The organism is Agrobacterium leguminum, from assembly GCF_005144435.2.
Classification (GTDB): Bacteria; Pseudomonadota; Alphaproteobacteria; order Rhizobiales; family Rhizobiaceae; genus Agrobacterium; species Agrobacterium leguminum.
On record NZ_CP120212.1, the window covers coordinates 2,036,196 to 2,057,467 of the forward strand.

The 21,272-nt window shown below is 60.6% G+C and carries 19 protein-coding genes; 5 read left to right on the forward strand and 14 right to left on the reverse strand.

Annotation, left to right across the window (positions count from 1 at the left end):
• Window positions 1-98 precede the first annotated feature (98 nt).
• Together CFBP4996_RS23865 and CFBP4996_RS23870 are read right to left on the reverse strand one after the other, a co-directional pair.
• Window positions 99-1,217: a CobW family GTP-binding protein gene (locus CFBP4996_RS23865; protein WP_137396293.1), complete on the reverse strand. Its 1,119-nt coding sequence runs from the start codon at window positions 1,215-1,217 to the stop codon at window positions 99-101.
• A gap of 113 nt (window positions 1,218-1,330) precedes the next feature.
• Window positions 1,331-2,131 carry a creatininase family protein gene (locus CFBP4996_RS23870; protein ID WP_080853554.1) on the reverse strand — a complete coding sequence of 267 codons (801 nt, stop codon included), beginning with the start codon at window positions 2,129-2,131 and terminating at the stop codon, window positions 1,331-1,333.
• Between the two features lie 79 nt (window positions 2,132-2,210).
• Here CFBP4996_RS23870 and CFBP4996_RS23875 point away from each other — a divergent pair, with 79 nt between their 5' ends.
• The 3 genes from CFBP4996_RS23875 to CFBP4996_RS23885 all read left to right on the forward strand — a co-directional run bounded on the left by CFBP4996_RS23875 (window position 2,211) and on the right by CFBP4996_RS23885 (window position 5,196).
• On the forward strand, window positions 2,211-2,720 hold the full coding sequence (locus tag CFBP4996_RS23875) for a MarR family winged helix-turn-helix transcriptional regulator (RefSeq protein ID WP_035263256.1): 510 nt from the start codon (window positions 2,211-2,213) through the stop codon (window positions 2,718-2,720).
• A gap of 134 nt (window positions 2,721-2,854) precedes the next feature.
• Complete coding sequence (locus tag CFBP4996_RS23880) at window positions 2,855-3,877, forward strand: LacI family DNA-binding transcriptional regulator (RefSeq protein ID WP_003505469.1); 1,023 nt, start codon at window positions 2,855-2,857, stop codon at window positions 3,875-3,877.
• A 356-nt stretch (window positions 3,878-4,233) separates the two neighbouring features.
• Complete coding sequence (locus tag CFBP4996_RS23885; protein ID WP_080853553.1) at window positions 4,234-5,196, forward strand: 2-hydroxyacid dehydrogenase; 963 nt, start codon at window positions 4,234-4,236, stop codon at window positions 5,194-5,196.
• Window positions 5,197-5,357: 161 nt separating this feature from the next.
• Here the strand turns inward: CFBP4996_RS23885 and CFBP4996_RS23890 are convergent, their stop codons facing one another.
• The 6 genes from CFBP4996_RS23890 to CFBP4996_RS23915 all read right to left on the reverse strand — a co-directional run bounded on the left by CFBP4996_RS23890 (window position 5,358) and on the right by CFBP4996_RS23915 (window position 13,390).
• Window positions 5,358-6,485, reverse strand: a complete 1,128-nt coding sequence (locus CFBP4996_RS23890) for a Gfo/Idh/MocA family protein (RefSeq protein ID WP_080853552.1) — start codon at window positions 6,483-6,485, stop codon at window positions 5,358-5,360.
• 189 nt (window positions 6,486-6,674) lie between these two features.
• Entirely contained in the window at window positions 6,675-7,487 is an 813-nt protein-coding gene (iolB, locus tag CFBP4996_RS23895; protein ID WP_080853551.1) for a 5-deoxy-glucuronate isomerase, read from the reverse strand.
• Between the two features lie 229 nt (window positions 7,488-7,716).
• Complete coding sequence (gene iolE, locus CFBP4996_RS23900) at window positions 7,717-8,625, reverse strand: myo-inosose-2 dehydratase (RefSeq protein WP_065116994.1); 909 nt, start codon at window positions 8,623-8,625, stop codon at window positions 7,717-7,719.
• Between the two features lies 1 nt (window position 8,626).
• Entirely contained in the window at window positions 8,627-10,453 is a 1,827-nt protein-coding gene (iolD, locus tag CFBP4996_RS23905) for a 3D-(3,5/4)-trihydroxycyclohexane-1,2-dione acylhydrolase (decyclizing) (RefSeq protein WP_080853550.1), read from the reverse strand.
• Entirely contained in the window at window positions 10,450-12,366 is a 1,917-nt protein-coding gene (locus tag CFBP4996_RS23910) for a bifunctional 5-dehydro-2-deoxygluconokinase/5-dehydro-2-deoxyphosphogluconate aldolase (RefSeq protein WP_080853549.1), read from the reverse strand. Before CFBP4996_RS23910 ends, iolD begins: the two co-directional genes overlap by 4 nt.
• A gap of 208 nt (window positions 12,367-12,574) precedes the next feature.
• Window positions 12,575-13,390, reverse strand: a complete 816-nt coding sequence (locus CFBP4996_RS23915) for a MurR/RpiR family transcriptional regulator (protein ID WP_003519830.1) — start codon at window positions 13,388-13,390, stop codon at window positions 12,575-12,577.
• A gap of 311 nt (window positions 13,391-13,701) precedes the next feature.
• Here CFBP4996_RS23915 and CFBP4996_RS23920 point away from each other — a divergent pair, with 311 nt between their 5' ends.
• Window positions 13,702-13,992, forward strand: coding sequence for a GIY-YIG nuclease family protein (locus CFBP4996_RS23920; RefSeq protein WP_080853548.1), 291 nt, complete (start codon window positions 13,702-13,704; stop codon window positions 13,990-13,992).
• A gap of 173 nt (window positions 13,993-14,165) precedes the next feature.
• Here the strand turns inward: CFBP4996_RS23920 and CFBP4996_RS23925 are convergent, their stop codons facing one another.
• The 5 genes from CFBP4996_RS23925 to CFBP4996_RS23945 all read right to left on the reverse strand — a co-directional run bounded on the left by CFBP4996_RS23925 (window position 14,166) and on the right by CFBP4996_RS23945 (window position 18,757).
• Window positions 14,166-14,882, reverse strand: a complete 717-nt coding sequence (locus tag CFBP4996_RS23925; protein WP_080853547.1) for an ABC transporter ATP-binding protein — start codon at window positions 14,880-14,882, stop codon at window positions 14,166-14,168.
• Window positions 14,863-15,627: an ABC transporter ATP-binding protein gene (locus CFBP4996_RS23930; RefSeq protein ID WP_080853546.1), complete on the reverse strand. Its 765-nt coding sequence runs from the start codon at window positions 15,625-15,627 to the stop codon at window positions 14,863-14,865. Before CFBP4996_RS23930 ends, CFBP4996_RS23925 begins: the two co-directional genes overlap by 20 nt.
• Window positions 15,624-16,631 (reverse strand): branched-chain amino acid ABC transporter permease, encoded by a 1,008-nt coding sequence (locus tag CFBP4996_RS23935; RefSeq protein WP_020809644.1) that lies wholly within the window; start codon window positions 16,629-16,631, stop codon window positions 15,624-15,626. The genes CFBP4996_RS23930 and CFBP4996_RS23935 overlap by 4 nt, the downstream gene beginning before the upstream one ends.
• A gap of 1 nt (window position 16,632) precedes the next feature.
• Complete coding sequence (locus CFBP4996_RS23940; RefSeq protein WP_003519826.1) at window positions 16,633-17,496, reverse strand: branched-chain amino acid ABC transporter permease; 864 nt, start codon at window positions 17,494-17,496, stop codon at window positions 16,633-16,635.
• An 88-nt stretch (window positions 17,497-17,584) separates the two neighbouring features.
• Window positions 17,585-18,757 carry an ABC transporter substrate-binding protein gene (locus CFBP4996_RS23945; protein WP_080853545.1) on the reverse strand — a complete coding sequence of 391 codons (1,173 nt, stop codon included), beginning with the start codon at window positions 18,755-18,757 and terminating at the stop codon, window positions 17,585-17,587.
• 377 nt (window positions 18,758-19,134) lie between these two features.
• Between CFBP4996_RS23945 and CFBP4996_RS23950 the strand changes: the two genes are divergently transcribed.
• A complete protein-coding gene (locus tag CFBP4996_RS23950) occupies window positions 19,135-19,506 on the forward strand; it encodes a hypothetical protein (protein WP_035263262.1) in 372 nt (123 codons plus the stop codon).
• A 27-nt stretch (window positions 19,507-19,533) separates the two neighbouring features.
• On the opposite strand, the gene CFBP4996_RS23955 is transcribed toward CFBP4996_RS23950, so the two are convergent.
• Entirely contained in the window at window positions 19,534-21,267 is a 1,734-nt protein-coding gene (locus tag CFBP4996_RS23955) for a M14 family metallopeptidase (protein ID WP_080853544.1), read from the reverse strand.
• Window positions 21,268-21,272: the final 5 nt, after the last annotated feature.

A 21,272-nucleotide genomic window follows, 5' to 3' on the forward strand; every position in this document is an offset into this window, starting at 1 on the left:
AAGGACTTGGGCTGGCTGGATCTCTGTGACAAGCACAGAGATGAGGGAAGATAACGATCATACCCCGGCTCAGAGCCGGGGTGACGGAGGGATAAGGATCAGGCCGTCGCGAGGCAGGCGTTGAAGCTCTTTTCCAGCTTCTCACGATCCAGTTCGCGGCCGATGAAGACGAGGCGGCTTTCGCGTTTTTCGTCTTCCTTCCACGGGCGCTGGTGGTCGCCCTCGATGATCATGTGCACGCCCTGCACCACGTAACGTTCCGCATCGCCCTTGAAGGCGATGATGCCCTTGAGGCGCAGAATGTTCGGGCCGTCGGTCTGGGTGACCTTCTGGATCCATGGGAAGAACCGCTCGGGGTTCATCTCGCCGCCGCGCAGCGAGACCGACTGCACCGTCACGTCATGGATCGGCGAAACCGCGCCATGGTGGTGGTGATCGTGGCCATGGTCATGATCGTGGTGATGATGCCCGTGATCGTGGTCATGGTCATGATGATGGTGGTCATGATCGTGGTGGTGATGGTCGCAATCGGGGCCGCAGACGTGGTCGTCATGGCCGTGCTCGAGGAAATGCGGATCGTTTTCCAGTGCGCGTTCCAGATTGAAGGCGCCTTGATCGAGAACCCGGGCGAGATCGACGCCGGAACGGGTGGTCTTGTAGATGCGCGCGGAAGGATTGATGGCGCGCACGATATCCTCGATGCGGGCGACTTCCTCCGGCGAAACGAGATCGGTCTTGTTGACGACGACGACATCGGCAAAGGCGATCTGGTCTTCGGCTTCGCGGCTGTCCTTCAGGCGCAGCGGCAGGTGCTTGGCGTCAACGAGGGCAACGACGGCGTCAAGCTCGGTCTTGGCGCGCACGTCGTCATCCATGAAGAAGGTCTGGGCGACGGGAACCGGATCGGCAAGGCCTGTCGTCTCGACGATGATACCGTCGAAACGGCCGGGCCGGCGCATCAGGCCTTCCACGACGCGGATCAGGTCGCCGCGCACCGTGCAGCACACGCAGCCATTGTTCATCTCATAGATTTCTTCATCGGACTCGACGATCAGATCGTTGTCGATGCCGATCTCGCCGAATTCATTGACGATGACAGCGTATTTCTTGCCGTGGTTCTCGGAGAGAATGCGGTTGAGAAGCGTCGTTTTGCCGGCGCCGAGATATCCCGTCAGGACGGTGACTGGAATGGGCTTGGCTGTTGCTGTTTCGGTCATGGAAAACCCCGCGTGGAGAGAGGCCGTCAGGCCTCAGGAAGATGTGTCGTCGTCCATATAGGCGCGACGTCCTGGCAGTTCAAAGAGATTTTGGCCGAATTCAGCCATGTCGCTCAAATTTTGTTATGAAATAACGTTATGTCAAAAGCGTGGACATCTTCAAGCAGTTCGACAAGGCCTTTTACGGCGTGGGAAATCAGCCTTTCGCCCTTTTCCGCGGCGGCGGCGGCGGCGTTTCCGGCAACGCCGTCGGGGTTCAGATCGCTCATCAGCCAGCCGAAGGCATGCGGACCATAAGCGCGCAGGTGTTTGAAGCGGCTGGCGAAATCGCTCTGGCGGGAGGGAAAGTTCGCGGCCTTCTGCATCGCCACGCGTTCGGGATGAAGCGCCAGCATGACCGATGTTTCGATATCGCCGCCATGAATGTCGACCGCCTTGTCCTCCGGCTTCACGATATCGGCCGGTACGCCGAAACGGGTCCAGCTTGTGGCGACCGCCAGCATGCCGAAACGGGCGCGGGCCTCGGTGGCGACGACGGTCATCAGCGGTGAATTGCCGCCATGGGCGTTCAGCATCACGAATTTGCGCACGCCCTTTTTATATTCCGCTTCGGCGATGCCGAGCCAGCGCTCGATAGCCTCATCGTAACGCAAGGTCTTCGTGCCCGGCACATTCATGTGTTCGATGGAATAGCCGACCGGTTCCACCGGCAGGAAGGAAACGGGCAGACGGGCGGGCAGGGCGGCGGCGAGACGGGCGGCGATGCCTTCGGCAATCAGCGTATCGGTCTCGAACGGCAGGTGCGGCCCATGCTGTTCATGCGCGCCGAGCGGCAGCACGGAAATTGCAGCTGTTGCGCGAAGATGCGGGTCTGTTACGTTTTCGTCGTGATAATGCGTGTATGAGTTTGGCATATGGCAGTCCGCGCGTGCATTCGTTAAGGATTTCCAGCAACATATATCGGTTCCGCCACAGGGTAAAAGGCACTCGCATATGAGCAAGGACAAAACCGGGCATAAGGACAAAAGCGCCAAGAAGGAAAAGGGCGGCAAGAAAGTAAAGGACGCCAAAAAACGGGATGAGAATTTCAACCCCGAGGAACTGGCGCAATCCATCACCCAGGCGGCCCGTTCCATGCGCACGGCGCTGAGCCACAGCCTTGCCGAAAGCGGGCTTTATGCGGGCCAAGACGGCGTTATCCTGGCGCTGGCGCAGGAAGGCAGTCTCACGCCGGGGCAGATCGCCCAGAAACTCGGCGTCAAGGCGCCCACCATGACGCGCACCATCGGCCGCATGGAAGCCCAGGGCTTCGTGGAACGCAGCGGCGACGACGAGGATGGCCGCGTGACGCTGGTGAAGCTGACGGAAGCGGGTTTGAAAAGCGTCGAACACATCAATGTTTCCATCGCCAATTGCGGCGCAAGAGCCGTCGAGGGGCTTTCGGCCAAGGATGTGCGCAACATCGTTAAACTCTTGAAGGCGATAGACGCCAATCTTCAATAATTTTTGCTGAAATTTTTAAAAGAACCATCTGTTTTGTGGGTATTCCTTAAACGGGTTGCGGATTTTGTTTAAATTGTTTAATTGCAATTTAAACGGAGCCATCCGTCATTGACACGCGTTTGGGGAGGAATGCCGTGGCCCAAAAGGTCAAACTGTCCACGATTGCCGAAAGCCTCGGTCTTTCGACCGCCACCATTTCTCTTGCATTGCGCGACAGCCCGCTGGTCGCTGCCGATACGCGGGACAAGATCAAGGAACAGGCGCGGGCGCTGGGTTATATCTATAACCGCCGCGCCGCCAGCCTGCGCACCTCGCGTTCCGGCATCGTCGGCGTGGTATTCCATGATGTGATGAACCCGTTTTACGGGGAAATTCTGAAAGCCATCGAAAGCGAGCTGGACCGCAGCCGCCAGACCTTCATTCTCTCCAACCACTACGATTCGGTGGAAAAACAGCGCACCTTCATCGAAACGCTGCTGCAGCTCGGCTCGGACGGCATCATCATGTCGCCCGCCATCGGCACGCCGATCGAGGATATGACGCTTGCCGAGGAAAACGGCATGCCCGCCATTCTGGTGGCCCGTTCGATGGATGGCGTCGACATGCCGACCTATCGCGGCGACGACAGCTATGGCATTTCGCTCGCCACCAACCACCTGATCAGCCTCGGCCACCGCACCATCGCCATGGTTGGCGGCACCGACCAGACCTCGACCGGCCGTGACCGTTACCAGGGTTATGTCAATGCGCTGCGCAAGGCCGGCATCGAGGTCGATCCGAACCTGCGCATTCCGGGCCCGCGCTCCAAACAGGGCGGTTTCGAGGCTGCCGTGCATTTCCTCTCCCTGCCGCAGAAGCCGACCGCCGCCGTCTGCTGGAACGATCTCGTCGCCATCGGTCTCATGAACGGCATTTCCCGCGCCGGTCTGGTGCCGGGAGTCGATATTTCCGTCACCGGCTATGACGATCTGGAAGAGGCGGCCATCGCCACGCCGGCGCTGACCACCGTTTCCAACGGTCAGGCCGAGGTGGGGCGCTTGGCGGCCCGCGCGCTGCTGGACCGGCTGGCGGGCAGCCACGAGCCTGACGGCATTCACCTCATCAAGCCGGAAATGCGCATCCGGCAATCGACCGGGCCGGTGCGGCCGCGGGTGTGAGTATATCGCCCGGGAGCATGGATGCGGCAGGCTTCCTGTTCCTGGTTGTTCGCGATGTTCCCTTCTTCCATTCCGGCCTTGAGCCGGAATCCAGCCACCGCGTGTCTACGCGGTGAAAAAGACTCTCTCAGCCCAAAGACTTGGGCTGGCTGGATGCCGGATCCAGTCCGGCATGACGGTGAGGGCGCTTAAAAAAATCGGCATGAAACTTCCGTCTGCCCCCATAGCATCCCCTTATTGCCCTTTTCACGGCCGTCTTTGTTTGAAAGGATCGCCGTCCAGAGGAGTGGGATGGCGGAAGGTTCGCCTGAAACCCGCTCCGGCTATCGGAATGTTATCAGGAGGAATATCCGCTCATGTCTGACAAAAAGGCCGTCGTTCTCGTTCCCGGCAAGATAAACCCGCGCGTTCTCGAACGCCTCGAAGGCAAGGTCGAGATCGTGGCCGTGCCTGCCGGTGCTGAGCCGGTTCTGCCTGATGGTGCGGCGGAGCGCGTCAATGCCATCGCCGTTTCCGGCGTCGTCAACGCAAAGTGGATCGATGCGCTGCCGAAGCTCGAGATCATCGCCAATTTCGGCGTGGGTTATGATGGCGTCGACGCCAAACATGCGGCCACACGCGGCATCGTGGTGACGAACACGCCTGATGTGCTGAACGACGAAGTGGCCGATACGACGATTGCGCTTTTGATCAACACCGTGCGCCGGCTCTATCAGGCCGAGACCTGGTTGCGCGATGGCAAATGGGTTGGTGAAGGCCCCTTTGCGCTGTCGCCGTTTTCGCTGCGCGGCCGCAAGGTCGGCCTGTTCGGCATGGGCCGCATCGGGCAGGAAATCGCCAAGCGGCTGGAGCCTTTCAAGGTGGAGATCGGATACCACACCCGCAGCAAGCGGGATGGCCTCCCTTACACCCATTACGGCTCGTTGAAGGAGATGGCGGAAGCGGTCGATATATTGATCTGCATCGTGCCGGGCACGCCGGAAACGCACAAGGCGATCAACGCCGAAATCCTGACGGCGCTTGGACCTGAGGGCGTGTTCATCAATGTCGGGCGCGGTTCCAGCGTCGATGAAGATGCGCTTCTGCAGGCGCTTAAGAGCGGTACTGTGGGTGCTGCCGGTCTCGACGTGTTCTATGCCGAGCCGAAAGTGCCGGAAGCCTTCCTGTCGCTGCCGAATGTCTCCCTGCTGCCGCATGTCGCTTCCGCCTCGATCCCGACGCGCAACGCCATGGCCGATCTGGTGGCTGACAACATTCTCGGCTGGTTCAGGGACGGCAAGGTGCTGACGCCGGTGCCGGAAACGCCGGTCAAGGGGTAATACTTTACCGCCACACACCGTCACCCCGGACTTGATCCGGGGTCCAGCATGATCAAGTCTTTGATCATAAAAGACTCCTGTCACGGCGCAGACGCGCCGTGGCTGGATGCCGGATCAAGTCCGGCATGACGGAGGAGACGTTTTCGCCCTTTGTGGGCGTTCTATTCCGCAATCTCCGTGCTTCCCACCCAGCGCCCTTCGGCAAACGACCGGGCCATGGCGTGGATGCTGCGCTCGATCTTCAGCCCTTCCTCGAAATCGATGATGTGGGCCTTTTTTCCCTCGATTGCCGCCATCAGTTCCCGGCATTCGATCACCTTCAGATCGTTGAAGCCGAGGCCGTGGCCGGGGGCGGGGATGAAGCGGTCATAGGGCTTGTGGTGCGGCGCGGTGAGGACTGTTCTGAAACCCTGTTCCTCCGGGCGTCCATCCGTGGTGTAAAGCTGGAACTCGTTCATCCGCTCCTGATCGAACAGGATCGAGCCGGTGGAGCCATAAATCTGGATGGCGATGCGACCCTTGCGGCCCCAGGCGGAACGGTTGGCGATGAGCACGGCGGAAATGCCGCCTTCGAGCTTCAACAGCACGCTGGCAAGATCATGCGTCTCGACGGCGCGGTCGCCGCCGCTGGCAAGCGGGCGGGTTTCGTAAGGCTTCACCATGTCGGTGATGGCGCTTTCGGCATGGCCGAAGAGGGCGAAGAGCAGCGACAGCGGGTGCACGGCGAAATCGTCCAGCGCGCCATAACCGGAGGAAGCTTCGCTCTTCCAGTAGAAGGGCTGGGTGGCATCCGCCATGAAGTCCTCGTCCATTTCGGCGCGGACATGATAGACCTTGCCGATGGCGCCTTCGTCGATCAGGCGGCGGATATGGCGAATGACGGGGTTCTGGATGTAGTTGTAGCCCATCGCCGCGGCCTTGCCGGAACGGCGGGCCGCGTCGCGCATCTTCACCGCGTCAGTAAAGGCCGGAGCCATCGGCTTTTCACACCAGACATGCTTGCCGGCCTCAAGGGCGGCAATGGCCATTTCCGGGTGGAAGGCATTTGGTGTGGTGACCGAGATGACGTCGATCTCGGGGTCGGAAAGCAGGTCGCGCCAGTTGCCTGTCGAGCGGGCAAAGCCGAACTCGGCGGCTTTCTTCGCGGCAAGCTCGGGATTGACTTCCGCGAGCGTCACAAGGCGGGGACGCTCCACATCGCCGAAGACGCTGGTGACATTGTTCCACGCCAGCGCGTGGCATTTGCCCATGTAACCGGTGCCGATAAGGCCCACGCCAAGAGCGGCCATGGTATTCTCCTCCCGAGAGTTTAGATTCAAATGGCTTGCGTTTTCCTCTCCTCATTCCTGTGCTTGTCACAGGAATCCAGCCGACACGCGTCTGCGTGGCGGGAAGAGTCCTTTCAGCCCAAAGACTTGGGCTGGCTGGATCCCTGTGACAAGCACAGGGATGAGGCGTGCGCTGTGTACGTTGGCGGCTTAAGGATTATCCCGTTTGAAAATCCAGTCATGATCGGGATGGTTCTTGAAGCGCCATTTGCGCATCGGCCCGGCCATCACGTTCAGATAATACATCTCATAGCCATAGGGCGCGCCGCAGGGGTGGTGGCCCTTGGGCACCAGCACGACATCGCCGTCCGACACCGCCATGGTTTCGTCCAGCGAACCGTCTTCGGTAAAGACGCGCTGGAAGCCGAAACCCTGCGCCGGGTTGAGGCGATGATAATAGGTCTCTTCCAGATAGGTCATGTTGGGGTAATTATCCTCATCATGCCGGTGCGGCGGATAGGAGGACCAGTTGCCGGATGGCGTGAAGACTTCCGTTACCAGCAGGCTGTCGGCCACATCGCGTTCTTCCATGGCGATGGGGAAGATGTAACGCGTATTGGCGCCCTTGCCACGCTCGGTCAGCTGGACGCCATTGGGACCGATCTGCTGCGCCTCGCGGCTGCCTTTTTCGCCGGGCGCGGTGCAGACGCCGACGGTGCAGTCGGTCGTGGCGGTCAGCGACCATTCGGAGCCGGCCGGAACATAAACGCAATGCGGCGGCTTGCGCTCGAACACATTCATGCGGTCGCCGAGTTCACCGAAGTCCTTACCGCCTGCGGAAATCGTCGCCTTGCCTTCGACCAGCACGAGGATGACTTCGGTATCGCCGGTGCTTTCCGCCGCCGTCTCGCCCGTCTTCAGGCGGTAGAGGCCGAAACCGACATAACCCCAATCCGCGCTTTGGGGCGTGATATCATGCACCTTGCCGCTGGTCGCGACCGGCTTGCGCAGAAGTGAGGTCATGGTGGTGTTCCTTTTTTGGTGAGTAGTTCAATTTATCGGGCGGCTATTCCCGCGTTTCCCTCATCCCTGTGCTTGTCACAGGGATCCAGCCAGCCCAAGTCCTTGGGCTGAGAGGAGTCTTTCCGCCGCGCGGCGGCTGGATTCCTGTGACAAGCACAGGAATGAGGGAGGAGGGGTTGCACCGGAACATACGATTCTAGGACGTATGGACGAATGCCCTCCGCTCAATTCAAGCAGCCTGAGCTTTGTCCAGCCCTGCTTCGCGCGCAAAAGCCTTCAGCGATTTCAGTCCAAGGCTCTGATATTCGAACGGGTTGCGCACGTCAGGGTCCTGTTCGGCCTCGATCACCAGCCAGCCGCTGTAACCATGCTCGGCCGCCACCTTCAGCACCGGCGGGAAGTTGACGCCGCCTTCGCTGTCGCCGGGAACGGTGAACACGCCGCGGCGCACGCCTTCGAGGAAGGAGAGCCGCTCACCCCGAACTTGATCGGCAATGGCAGGACGCACATTCTTGGCATGGATATGGCCGACGCGGCCCATGTATTTCTGCGCGACGCGCACGGGATCGCCGCCGCCGAACAGGCAATGGCCGGTATCGAGCAGCAGATGCGTCTTCGGACCGGTGTGCTTCATCAGGAGGTCGATTTCCTCTTCGCTCTCCACCACCGTACCCATGTGGTGGTGATAAACGAGGGTGATGCCCTGTTCTGCGGCAAAGGCGGCCAGCGCCTCGACGCCCGCGCCGAATTTGGCCCAATCCTCGGCCGCAAGGCGCGGACGGTCGACCAGCGCCTTGTTGTCATCGCCATGGATGGCGTTGGAGGTCTCGCAGACGATGATGACCTTCGAGCCCATGGCCTTCAAGAGATCAAGCGCCGGCTGCATCGCCTTCTTTTCGGATTCGATGTCGTCGGTCAGAAGGTTCAGCGAATGCCAGCCGGAGACGAAAGAGAGGCCGCGCGGCGAAAGCACGCCCTTCAGGCCTTCCGGCTCCGTTGGGAACTTGTGGCCTTTTTCGATGCCGTCGAAACCGATTTTGGCGGTTTCATCGAGGCATTGTTCCAGGCTGATATGCGCGCCCAGCGTGCGGTCGTCGTCGTTGGACCAGGCAATCGGGTTGGTACCGTAACGGATCATCTTACTGTCTTTCCTTGAGATGGTTTTCATAACGGGCGCGGGCCGGGCCGATTTCGGCGCGGTCGGAAACTTCAGGCACCGCGACATCCCACCAGTGACCGCCGGCCTGCGGGGTCGGATAGGGGTCGGTATCGATGACGATGACGGTGGTGCGGCTGGATGCGCGGGCGGCGGCAAGCGCCTCTTCCAGCTCGGTTATGGTGGAAACCTTGCGTGCATCCGCACCCATCGACCCGGCATGGGCCACGAAATCGATGGCAATCGGGTTGACGTTGGTGTGGGCGTAGAGGTTGTTGAACTCCGCGCCGCCGGTTTCCATCTGCAGGCGGTTGATGCAGCCGTAACCCCTGTTGTCGGTGATGACGAGCGTGATCTTCACGCCCATGGCAACCGAGGTCGCAAGCTCGGAATTCATCATCATGTAGGAGCCGTCGCCGACCATGACGATTACGTCCCGGTCCGGTTCCGCCATCTTGATGCCGAGGCCGCCGGCCACTTCATAGCCCATGCAGGAGAAGCCGTATTCCATGTGATAGGAGAGCGGCAGCCTGGATTTCCACAGCTGGTGAAGCTCGCCCGGCATGGTGCCTGCGGCGCACATGACGACGGTATTGTCACGCGACTGGCGCTGCACCGCGCCGATGACCTGCATGTCTGTCGGCAGGCTGTTGGCGTGGTCCTCACCAGGTGCCGCCGTATCGGCATCGGCCTTTTCGAACCATGCCGCCTTCAGGCCGGCATCCGGCGCCGCAAAACGGTGGCTGCCGAGGGCGGCCGACAATTTCTCAAGCCCGATCTTCGCATCCGCCGTCAGGCTGATCGCATCGTGCTTGGCGCTGTCATAGGGCTGAACGTTAAGCGCCAGGATTTTGCGGTTCGGGTTCTTGAACAGCGCCCAGGAGCCGGTGGTGAAATCCTGAAAACGGGTGCCGACGCCGAAAACCAGATCGGCCTTTTCGCTGATGATATTGGCGCTTTCCGCACCGGTAACGCCGACGGGACCGAAATTGAGATCGTGATCCCAGGCCAATGCCGATTTGCCGGCCTGCGTTTCGACGACCGGAATGGAGTGGGTTTCGGCAAAGCGCTTCAGCGTTTCGGTTGCGCCGGCAAAATGCACGCCGCCACCGGCAACGATGATGGGGTTCTTCGCCGCCTTGAGCGCAGCGACGGCTTCATCGAATTCCGCCACGTCCGGTTCCGGGCGGCGCTGACGCCAGACGCGCTTTTCGAAGAAGCTCTCGGGGTAATCATAGGCTTCCGCCTGCACATCCTGGCAGAAGGCGAGCGTGACAGGGCCGCAATCGGCCGGGTCCGTCATGGTGCGCATGGCGCGGGGAAGGGCTGTCAGCAATTGTTCCGGCCGCATGATGCGGTCGAAATAACGGCTGACCGGGCGGAAGCAGTCATTCACCGTCATCGTGCCATCGCCGAAATCTTCGAGCTGCTGCAGCACGGGATCGGGGCCGCGATTGGCGAAGACGTCGCCGGGGATCAACAGCACTGGCAGGCGGTTGACATGCGCAAGCGCTGCCGCCGTTACCATGTTGGCGGCACCGGGGCCGATGGAGGAAGTGACCGCCATGGCGCGGCGGCGGCGCAGCTGCTTCGAATAGGCGATGGCCGCATGGGCCATGGATTGCTCGTTCTGGCCGCGATAGGTCGGCAGTTCGTCGCGGATGCCATAAAGCGCCTCGCCGATGCCGGCGACATTGCCATGGCCGAAAATGGCCCACATGCCGGCGATATAGGTTTCGCCATGTTCATTCATCTGCGCTGCCAGGTAACGAACCATGGCCTGCGCAGCCGTCAATCTGATTGTCTTCACGCTGCCTCTCCCTTTTTGGCGCGCGCCTCATCCCAAATGCGGCACAGGCTGGTATAGCGCTGCGCCATATCCCTGACCGCTTCCTCATCGGTCATCCTGCCGCCGAGCCAGCTGCGGGCGGCATCCGCAAAAATCGTGCGGCCAACGGCGAAACCTTTGACCAGATCGAAACCGGCGGCAAGGCGGAAGCTCTCCTCCAGCTCGCTTTGCGGTGCGTCGAGACCGAGAACGACGATGCCCCGCACGTAAGGATCGTTGCGATGCACGGCGTCGCAGGCGTTTTTCCACGCAGCACGGGTCTTCATCGGCTCCAGCTTCCACCAGTCGGGATAGACGCCGATCTCGTAAAAGCGCTCGATGATGCGGGCGGCGGTCAAATCGTCGGTCGGGCCGACCTTGGAGGGAATGACCTCCAGCAGCATTTCCAGCCGGTTGCGGCGTGTCGCCTGGAACAGACGCATAACCGTCTCTTCCTGCGTGGCGCGCATCTCATCCGTATCGTCGGGATGATAGAAACACAGAACCTTGACGACATTTTCAAGCGGCCATTCGGAAAGACCGCCGAAATCCTTGCCGAGATCGGGTTCCAGCGTCAGCGGGCGCGAGCCCGGCCATTCCACCGGGCGGCCGATCCAGAGGCCCGAGCCGCTGGCGGCAAACAGGGCGTCACGGCCGAGACGACCGTCGCAGAGAATGCCGTAACCCGGCCTGTCGCCGGCAACATGCTGTGCAGCCTGAAGGCAGAGTTTCTTGAAAGCGCCGATCTGCTCGTGCTTGACGCCAAGCTCGTCGGCGATGGCTTCCAGCTGCATGCGGTGGTCGAAGGCGAAGACGCGCATCGTGTCCCAGTCGCCCTTGCGGTTGGTCGACCAGTGCACCTGCTCCAGCGCCTCGTCCTTGCGCAGCGCCCTGTTGCGAATGCCGGCCTTGAAGAAATATTGCAGTTCTTCCCAGCTCGGATAGGCCGGCGTGCAGCCATGGCGGGAGACGGCGAAGGCGCCGCAGGCATTGGCGTATTTCAGCGTCGTCGGCCAGTCTTCGCCGCGCAGCCAGCCACGGAACAGCCCGGCCATGAAGCCATCGCCCGCACCCAGAACGTTGAAGACCTCGATCGGGAAACCTTCGCCCGTCTCGCCATCATCGAGGCTGGCAGGAATTTCACCGGCGAAAACCGAAGCACCCATCGGCCCGCGCTTGCACACCAGCGTCGCATTCGAGACCTTGCGCACGGCGTTGAGTGCCGTCAGCGTATCAGTGGAGCCGCCGGCAATGTGGAATTCTTCCTCGGTGCCGACGATCAGATCGAAGAGATGCAGGGTGGATTGCAGCTTGGCGGTGACCTTCTGCGATTCGACGAAACGGCTTTCGCCATCGCCATGGCCGGCCACACCCCAGAGATTTGGGCGGTAATCGATATCGAGTGCGGTCTTCGCGCCATTTTCGCGGGCGAGTTTCAGCGCCTTCAGCACGGCCGCTTCCGTCTTCGGGTGCGACAGATGCGTGCCGGTGGCGCAGACGCAGCCTGCCTCGGCAATGAAGGCGGGATCGATGTCGTCTTCGCTGAGCGCCATGTCGGCGCAGTTTTCGCGATAGAAGATCAGCGGGAACTGGTTCTGGTCGCGAATGCCGAGCAGCACCAGCGCGGTCAGCCGCTCCGGATCGGTCTTTACGCCGCGCACGTCGACGCCTTCGCGCACCAGCTGTTCGCGGATGAAGCGGCCCATATGCTCATCGCCGACGCGGGTGATGACGGCGCTGTTGAGCCCGAGGCGGGCAGCGCCGGCTGCGATATTGGTGGGAGAGCCGCCGATATATTTGGCAAAGGAGGCCATGTCCTCCAGACGGCCGCCGACCTGCGAACCGTACAGATCGACAGACGAGCGCCCGATCGTGATGAGATCAAGTTTTTTCAAAAGGTTCCTCCTTAGCACCGCACCTCGGTACGGTCTGCCTCACATGTCTGGAGCGGCATTCAGGCGACGATCGCCCGCATCTTTCGCCATCCCGCTCCGATGAGCCTCCTCCGCTCATTTTCCTTCGTCACGAGACGGACGATTATGGAATGCCCGTTTCATGGATTTGGATCATAAATTCTATTTTTTTCGTTTTCAATAAAAATATTCAGGCTGTTTTGCGAGTTCCCACAGCCACGGCCAGCGTAATGGCCAGACAGAGCGTGGCGGAAAGCGAGCGGAATGCGCCGAAATCGATCTCGGTGACGGTCAGCAGCGTCGCACCGGATTTCCGCAGCGGATTGACGGCGGAATCGGAAAGCGCCACGACCGGAATACCGTTGGCGCGGGCGTTTTCCGCCAGCTCCAGCGTTTCGGCGGAATAGGGAGAAAAGGTGATCGCTATCAGCGCGTCGTCACGGGAAATGGCGCTGATATTGCCGAGCCCGCCGACCGCACTGTGCAGAACCGCCGGCACCTTCATCTTCTCGAAGGCGTAAGCGAGATAGCTGGCAATGGGGAAAGAGCGCCGCAGACCGATGATATGCACGGTGCGCGCCTTCGCCAGCGCCGAAACCGCCTCGTCAAGCTGGCGGGTATCGACCGATTTCAGCAGCATTTCCAGCGAGGAACGGCCGGCCTCCACGAATTCGGCAAGCAGGCCGGATGCGCTTTCATCGCCCTTCTCCCGCAGATGATCGAGTCGCGTCGCATAATCCGGCCAACCGCCGACATAGGAATCGCGGAACAGCCGCTGCATTTCCGAAAAGCCGGAGAAGCCCATGATCTGGCAAAAACGCATGAAGGCAGAAGGCTGTACGCCAGCCCCTTCCGCCATTTCGGCGACGGTGGAAACGGCGATGCGATCCTGATTGGAAGCGACATAATCGGCGCATTGCCGCAATCGTTTCGGCAAACCCTCCGCGACCTGGAGCAGCCGCTCCTCAAAAGCCTTTACGGATTCTGGCGCCTCGATTGCCGTCATTGTCGTTCCTTTGTGCAGACTGAAATCGTGTGCACTTTAACTGCAGTGGAATTTTTATTCCATTGGGTTTTTTAAGGTATGAATGATGGATGGGATTTGGTGCAGGAATGACCAGCATACTCTCCTCATCCCTGTTCCCCGGAACAAGCCCGAGGATGTCACAGGGATCCAGCCGCCGCGCGTCCGCGCGGCGAGGGGAGTCCTTCCAGCCCAAGGACTTGGGCTGACTGGATTCCTGTGACGAGCACAGGAATGAGGGGAGCGCGGGTTTTCCCTTGTGAAGTAATCGAGAAAGATGCACGTTCATTTACATGAAGGGTTACGTTTATATTTTAGCATCCAAACGAAACGGCACGCTCTATACTGGTGTGACGAAGGATTTGCCGAACAGGATTTTCGAACATCAGAATGAACTAACACCCGGCTTTACTTCGCGATATGGCGTGAAGATGCTCGTGTGGTTCGAGGAATACGACCTGTTGACGAGCGCTATTACGCGCGAAAAAACAATCAAGAAATGGCCGCGGCAATGGAAGCTCAATCTGATTGAAAGCACCAATCCGGATTGGGATGATATATCCGCTCATCTGCATGGCCTGTGACCCACGCCTTATGACCAAGCCACTGACGGTCACCACACACTCACCTCATCCCTGTGCTTGTCACAGGGATCCAGCCGACGCGCGTCTGCGCGGCGAGAGAGTCCTTCCAGTCCAAGGACTTGGGCTGGCTGGATTCCTGTGACAAGCACAGGAATGAGGGTGGTGGTGGGGACTCAATGAAGCCCGCCAACCCCAAGATGCGTATCGATAATATCCGGGTTTTCCGCAAGGTCGCTGGATGGCCCCTCCCAGACAATGCGGCCGCGTTCCATGATGATGGCGTGGTCGGCGAAGTCGATGGCCATCTGGATGCGCTGTTCGACGAGGAGAATGGTCATTTCACCGGATTGCGCCAGTTTGGAGAAGGCGGCCATCAGCTCTTCGCAGATGACGGGGGCGAGGCCTTCGAGCGGTTCGTCGAGGAGCAGCACGCGCGGCTGGCCGAGAATCGTGCGGGCGGTGGAGAGCATTTGCTGTTCGCCGCCGGAGAGTTGCGAGCCGAGATTGCGGCGGCGCTCTTTGAGGCGCGGAAACAGCGTGTAGGCTTCCTCGATGGCCGATTTCGGCCGGGTCTTGAGGCCGACGAACAGGTTTTCCTCAACGGTGAGCGTCGGGAACACATCCCGCGTTTGCGGCACGTAACCGAGGCCGGCTTTGGCGCGGGCGGCACTTGGCAAGGCGGTAATGTCCTGCCCACCGAGGCGGATATCGCCGGAAAAGCGTTTCGTCTGGCCGGCCAGCGTGGCGAAGAGGCTGGTCTTGCCGACGCCGTTGCGGCCGAGCACGGCAAAACGTGAGCCCGACGGCACGGAAAGCGACAGGCCTTCGATAACCCTTGTCGGGCCATAACCGGCGGTGAGGTTGACGATTTCAAGCGGCGCTGCGGGCATCGGCGTAACTTCCCAGATAGGCTTGGCGGACTTCCGCATTGCTGGTGACGTCTTCAGGCGAACCGTCGAAGATGACCGCGCCTGCGGCGAGTACCACCACACGTTTGGCGAAACGGAAGACCAGATCCATGTCGTGCTCGATCATCAGGATCGCGAGATCGGCCGGCAGCCGGTCGAGCGCCTGTTCGATGCGCGCGGTTTCCGTGGAAGGCACGCCGGCGGCCGGTTCGTCGAGCAACAGGATTTTTGGGCGAAGCGCCATGGCAAGCGCGATCTCGATCAGCCGCTGCTGGCCATAGGCGATTTCGCGTACCCTTGTTTCGGCGAGTGCAAGAAGGCCAAGCGCACCGAGAATATCGCGGGCTTCGCTCATGACCGCAGGCATGGCGCGGTAACGGCCGAAAATCCGGCCCGTCTTGCCTTCGCGCTGGAGAATGGCAAGCGCCACGTGTTCCTCCGGCGTCATGTCCTGAAACAGCCGTGTGACCTGGAAGGAGCGGACGAGGCCGCGTTTCACCCGCTGGCTGGCGCTGAGGCCGGTCACGTCTTCGCCGGCGATGCGCACAGTGCCAGCCGAGGGCTTGATATTGCCGGTGACGAGATTGACGAAGGTGGTCTTGCCGGCGCCATTGGGGCCGATCAGCACCGTGCGGTCTCCCGGCGAAAGCGACAGCGAGACATTGTTGGTGACGACGAGGCCGCCAAAATTTTTCTTGAGGCCGGAGACTTCGAAAATGGCGCTCATTTGCGACCTCCACGGATGCGCGCAATGATCTGCTCACCCGCACCATAAAGCCCGCGCGGCGCAAAAAGCACGACGGCAATCAGCAGCAGGCCGACAATGGTGAGCCAGTGGAACGGATTGGCGGCGGAAACGACATCTTCGAACCACATGAAGGTAACGGTGCCGATCAGCGCGCCGTAAAGCGAACCCGCGCCGCCGAGCACCAGCATGACCAGCGCTTCGGCCGAAAGCGTGAAGCTGAGGCTGTCGAGGCCGACGACCTGGGTGGAGATGGCATTCAGCGCACCGCCAATGCCGGCGACGATGCCCGATATGACGAACATCTTCAAGATCGTGCCGTTGACGGCGCCGCCCATGGCCTGAATGCGGATGCTGTCCTGTTTGACGCCGCGGCACAACATGCCAAAGGGCGAGTTGACCACGACCCTGAGGGCGAGGAAGACGACAAGCAGCAGACAGACGCCGTAAATATAGGCGGTGCGGCCGAAAAGATCGAATTCGAAGGTGCCGAACAACGCGTCCGGGGAGACGCCGGCAAGCCCGTCGCTGCCGCCCGTCCAGCCCGATGCCTTGTTGGCAGCCTCGTGGAACAGGTGGATGACGGCGATGGAAAGAACGAGCTGCGGCAGGCCGTGGGCGCGCAAGAGAACCGTGCCGGAGACCAGCCCGGCGACGCCGCCCGCAGCCGCGCCGATCACGGTCATCAGCAGCGGATCGGTAATCTCGAAATGGGCGGCGGCAATGCCGGCGGCATAGGCGCCCGCGCCGAAGAGCGCGGCATGGCCAAGCGTGGCGACGCCGCAATAGCCGGTGACGAGATCGATCGACAGCACGAGCAGCGCAATGGCGATGATGCGGGTCAGAAGCGCCAGATTATCCGGGAACAGATAATAACCGGCAATCGCGGCGATAATGATGAGGAGCGGCCCCGCAAGCGTGCGCAGCGGTGAGCGCGCCTTCGGGATCTCTGCCGTTTCAGTCACGTCGTTCATGAGCACCGCCATCTCATTTCGCCCTTCCGAGAAGGCCGCGCGGGAACAGCGTGATGATCACGATGACCGCCAGGTAAAAGAAGAATTCGCCATATTCGGGCGCGAGATAGCGCCCGGTCGTATCGATGGCGCCGAGTAGCAGGCAGGCGATCAGCGCGCCGGGAATGGAGCCCGCGCCGCCGACCGAGACCACCACGAGGAAGGTCACCATGTAGCGCAGCGCATAATAGGGTTCGACCGGCAGTAGTTCCGCGCCGATGACGCCGCCCATGGCGGCAAGGCCAACGGCGATGGCGAAGCTGACGGCATAGATAACCTCGGTGCGAACGCCGAGTGCGGCCGCCATGGCGGCGTTGTCGACAGCAGCGCGCAGCTTGATGCCGAAGGCGGTCTTTTCGAAGGTGAACCACAATGCACCCGCCACGGCAAGACCGCAGGCAATGGCAAAGATGCGATGCGTGGCGATGGTGCGGAAGCCGAGATCGGTGGGGCCGGCCAGTTGCTGCGGTAGCGGAATGGTCTTCAGCGTCGGGCCGAAGACGAAATTGGCGATGCCGATGATGCAAAACGTGATGCCGATGGTCATCAGCACCTGCGTTAGTTCCGGTGCGCCATAGATGCGACGATAGAGAAAACGCTCAAGCGGAATGGCAATGACGATGGTGCCGACGATGGCGACGAGGATCGCCACGGCATAACCGAGACCGAGGCCGTGGGCGGCGTAGGAGGCGAGGTAACCGCCGATCATGGCGAAGGCGCCATGCGCCAGATTGACCACCCGCATCAGCCCCATCGTCACCGAAAGGCCGATGGAGATGATGAACAGGACCATGCCATAGGCAAGCGCATCGACAAGGATGCTGAAGACCGTCTGCATGCTGAAAAGCTCCTCCCGGTGCTGCAATACCCATCCGGGCCGGAACCGGGCCGCGACGGGCGGCCCGGAACGTCTTTACGAGCCGCTGTTATTTCGCGGCGGCGAGGCCCGGATCGCCCTGTTTTTCGAAAGTCTGGACTTCCTTGTTGTAATAATTGCCGTCATCGCCCTTGGCCACTTCGCGCAGATAGATGTTCTGCGTGATGTGGCGGCTTTCCGGATCGATGCTGACAGGGCCGCGCGGGCTTGTCCAGGAAAGGCCCTTCACCGCATCCACCGCCTTTTCCGCGTCCTGTTTGCCGCCGGTGGCCTCGATCATCTTGCTGATGACATACATGCCGTCAAAGGCGCCGACGGAAGGGAAGGAGAGTTCCTTCGGGTTGCCGATCGCCTTGGCGGCGGCCTCCACGAAGGTCTTGTTCTCAGGCGAATCATGCGAGACGGCGTAGTGGAAGGTCGTCTGCATGCCGAGTGCGGCTTCGCCGAGCGCCGGCAGGTCGGATTCCTGCGTCAGATCGCCCGGTGCGAAGAGCTTGACGCCTGCGGATTTCAGGCCGTTATCGTTGAAGGCCTTGACGAAGCCGAGCGTGGTCGGGCCCGACGGCAGGAAGGCGAAGACGCCCTGCGCGCCGGAATCCTTCACGCGCTGCATGATCGGGCTGAAATCATTGGTGGAAAGCGGCATGCGGATGGTTTCCACCACCTCGCCGCCGGCGGCGGTGAAGGCCGCCTTGAAGGCGTTTTCGGCATCGACGCCGGGGCCATAATCGCTGACCAGCGAGATGACCTTTTTCACGCCGCCATCAAAGGCCACCTTGGCGATGGGGGTGGAGGTCTGCCAGGTGGTGAACGAGGTGCGCACCACATAGGGGCTTTTCGTGACGATGGCCGAAGTGGCGGCATTCATGATGACCATCGGCACATTGCCCTGCTTCAGCAAAGGCGTGACGGCCATGGCGTCGGGGGTGAAATAGAAGCCGGCGAGATATTGCACGCCTTCCTTCACCACCAGTTCCTGCGCCAGCGCCTTGGACTGCGCCGGATCGGCCTGCGGCACATCGCGATAGACGACCTCGACCGTATCGTCGCCGACCTTGTTGCCGTGAAGCGCGAACCAGGCATCGATGCCGGCCTTGAAGTTCTTGCCCTGCAGCGCGAAGGGGCCGGAGAACGGACCGACCACGCCGACCTTGATGGTCTCGGCATAAGCGGCAGTACTGAAGCAGATGGCCGCGATGGCGGCGGTGATCCGTAATTTCATGATTTCCTCCCAATTGATCCGTGGCTCCCATCCACCGATCCAGACTGCCAGATTGATGAGTGCGGTGGCCAAAGTAAAATGAAATAAGGGGGGTGATAAATAACCTGACGGTTATCAATACCCGTCTCACAGGGTTCGTCTTATGCGAGATCGCACAATAGTGATCATCCCGTGATTCTCAATGTATAGCGCCGCCGCAGCCATCACGACCGGTGTTTTTACGGCACGTGGTATCGAAATGCTTCGTCATGAAAACCAGCTTTTGTGACATGTTTCGAAAACGACGGTCATACCCGCGCAAGCCTCGTGCCTTAACCAGTTCTAAGGGGATTGTTTGTAGCCTCGCGAAGCATATTGTGAACTTTATTTGGTGTCTGATGGGCGAATATCAAAATAGAGTTGTTGAGTTGATGCGAGATCGCGTTGGCGAAAGTATACTCAACAATAAGATCGAGCGCCGCGAAGCATTTCTTCGCAAGGCGCTGGCGCTGTATCACGTCATGGGCGGAGACGCGCAAGGCATGCACGCTGCGGTGGAGGATGTGGTCAACCTGCAAAAGCCGAGTGTCGATGTCGCTATTGGCGACGTGATGCATGAGCTGGCGGCAATCGGTCACGTTGCCGATCTTGATATTATTCAGGCCGGGTACAACAAGCTTGATGCCGCTAATCTGCATATTCTGAGCAAGGGCAAGAGGCTTTTGCAGAAGCAGCGGGACCAAAAACTCGCCGGCACGGCGGGAAAATAGGCCGCCCATCGAGGGCGGCCTGCAATATCAGGCCACTTCCCCGACGAGAATCTCCTGCCAGGCATCATAGGCGGAGAGAACCGTTTCCATCTGCGCGGTGTGGCCGGTGATGAAATCGTTGCCGTAGATCGTCTCGTCGGGATATTCGGTGATCAGCGTCATCGGCACGGTGTGGCGGTCGTCGACGGAGGACAGGCACGGGAAGCCGTTGATGATGCGGAAACCGGTTTCGCCGGCGTGGATTTCATAAAGCGCGATCTGTCGGTTGTTGTAATCGAGCAGGCCGGGAATCGCGCCGAGATGGCGGGTCACCCGGTCGAGCAGGGCTTCGGCCTGCCTTTCCCAGTCCGCATGGTGGCGGATGATGAGGAAGAACCCCTTCGGTAGCGTCCACATGGCGAAATTGCGCGGTACATAGCCGGAAAGCGGCCGGGTCCATTCATGGGATGGATAACCGTGCAGGTTCACATGCAGGCTGGCGCCGCTCATTTCCTGCGCCCTGAAACGGATTGCCTTCTCGTTGAGATGGACGCCCGAATTCTCCCGCGTGCGATATTCGAGATCGTCGCCGAGCGCCGTGTAACGCGCCGCGTGATGCATGTGGCGCGGATTGTCGGCTCTCAGCCGTTGATGCAGGGCGTAACCGTCAGGATTTTCCAGCGGCGAAATGGTGAAATGTGCGCCCCTGCGCTCTGCGAGTTTGCGGGCCGCACGGATGGCGCCGACGATGCCTGTGGTCTCGTTGGGATGCTGGCCGCCGCTGATCATCACCGCGGCATCGCTGCCGGCGACATAACGGGCGGCAAGAATGCGGCCGGAACGGGAGCGGGCCTCGAAGGCTTCGCCGCCGATTTCTTCAAGCAGTTTCGCGAGCTGGCCTGCCGCAACCGGTTCGCTGGCAGTATCGATCGGCTGTTCACGGCCATCGAGAAAAGCTGTGGTGAGCGTGCGGGCCTCGATGCGGACGGAGACTTCGCCTTGGCTTTTCACGATTTCCGGCACGATCTGGCCGGGCTTCAGGCCCCGGTCGCCCAGCGGCCGGCCGGATTTCTTCTGGAAGAACTCCAAAAGCGAGAAATAGAAATCCTCATGCAGGGCTTCGCGCAGGCTGACGACCTCATCGCCGAGGGAGAGCGGCAGATCTTCGGCCGGATGCGCGACGCGGATGTTCAGTTCCTCGAAATAGGGCTCTTCATCGCCCCAGCCATGGTTGGCGACGGCATGGATCGCGGCTTCGAAAAGCCGTTCGTAATCCGTCTCCAGCCGCTCGCCCAAAGCGTCGCCGGCAAGCCGGAACCAGCCCGTCGGCGAAACATTGGTTTCGCCGACGATATCCATGTGCACCCGGTTTGGCGCCAGAATCTTCAGGGTTTCCTTCTTGCCGTTGCGGCTCAGGGTAACATCATAGTGGAAGGCGTCGTCTTTTCGGGCGACGAAGTCGATCGTCGCATCGCCCACCAGAGCCGCCAGCGGATAGGCTTCCAGCCGGAAACGATTGGCGGGGGCGTTCGCGTGTACGGGGTAACGCACCTCTATGGTGTCGACGCCATCCAGATTGATCTCTTCCAGAAAGGTGAAGAGAAGTGGCTTGTAGGCGCTGCGGATGCGGGCGCTGACGCCTTTTTTCTTCAGCCGGTTTTCCGCTTCGCGGCGGCTTTTGGCGTCGTCGAAGCTCCATGCCTCGAAGGACCGGCCGGGCTCGGCATTGGCGAGAAGCGCATCCAGCGTGCGTTCGAAAGTATGGTCGAAAATCTGGCTCATCGCTG

Bases quoted from the DNA above. Each gene is read 5' to 3' on its own strand.
- CFBP4996_RS23885 (WP_080853553.1), top strand. From the start codon at position 4,234: ATGTCTGACAAAAAGGCCGTCGTTCTCGTTCCCGGCAAGATAAACCCG.
- iolB (WP_080853551.1), bottom strand. From the start codon at position 7,487: ATGACCTCACTTCTGCGCAAGCCGGTCGCGACCAGCGGCAAGGTGCAT.
- CFBP4996_RS23950 (WP_035263262.1), top strand. From the start codon at position 19,135: ATGGGCGAATATCAAAATAGAGTTGTTGAGTTGATGCGAGATCGCGTT.
- CFBP4996_RS23865 (WP_137396293.1), bottom strand. From the start codon at position 1,217: ATGACCGAAACAGCAACAGCCAAGCCCATTCCAGTCACCGTCCTGACG.
- CFBP4996_RS23945 (WP_080853545.1), bottom strand. From the start codon at position 18,757: ATGAAATTACGGATCACCGCCGCCATCGCGGCCATCTGCTTCAGTACT.
- CFBP4996_RS23890 (WP_080853552.1), bottom strand. From the start codon at position 6,485: ATGGCCGCTCTTGGCGTGGGCCTTATCGGCACCGGTTACATGGGCAAA.
- CFBP4996_RS23930 (WP_080853546.1), bottom strand. From the start codon at position 15,627: ATGAGCGCCATTTTCGAAGTCTCCGGCCTCAAGAAAAATTTTGGCGGC.
- CFBP4996_RS23915 (WP_003519830.1), bottom strand. From the start codon at position 13,390: ATGACGGCAATCGAGGCGCCAGAATCCGTAAAGGCTTTTGAGGAGCGG.
- CFBP4996_RS23935 (WP_020809644.1), bottom strand. From the start codon at position 16,631: ATGGCGGTGCTCATGAACGACGTGACTGAAACGGCAGAGATCCCGAAG.
- CFBP4996_RS23870 (WP_080853554.1), bottom strand. From the start codon at position 2,131: ATGCCAAACTCATACACGCATTATCACGACGAAAACGTAACAGACCCG.
- CFBP4996_RS23940 (WP_003519826.1), bottom strand. From the start codon at position 17,496: ATGCAGACGGTCTTCAGCATCCTTGTCGATGCGCTTGCCTATGGCATG.
- CFBP4996_RS23920 (WP_080853548.1), top strand. From the start codon at position 13,702: ATGAAGGGTTACGTTTATATTTTAGCATCCAAACGAAACGGCACGCTC.
- CFBP4996_RS23955 (WP_080853544.1), bottom strand. From the start codon at position 21,267: ATGAGCCAGATTTTCGACCATACTTTCGAACGCACGCTGGATGCGCTT.
- CFBP4996_RS23875 (WP_035263256.1), top strand. From the start codon at position 2,211: ATGAGCAAGGACAAAACCGGGCATAAGGACAAAAGCGCCAAGAAGGAA.
- CFBP4996_RS23925 (WP_080853547.1), bottom strand. From the start codon at position 14,882: ATGCCCGCAGCGCCGCTTGAAATCGTCAACCTCACCGCCGGTTATGGC.
- iolE (WP_065116994.1), bottom strand. From the start codon at position 8,625: ATGATCCGTTACGGTACCAACCCGATTGCCTGGTCCAACGACGACGAC.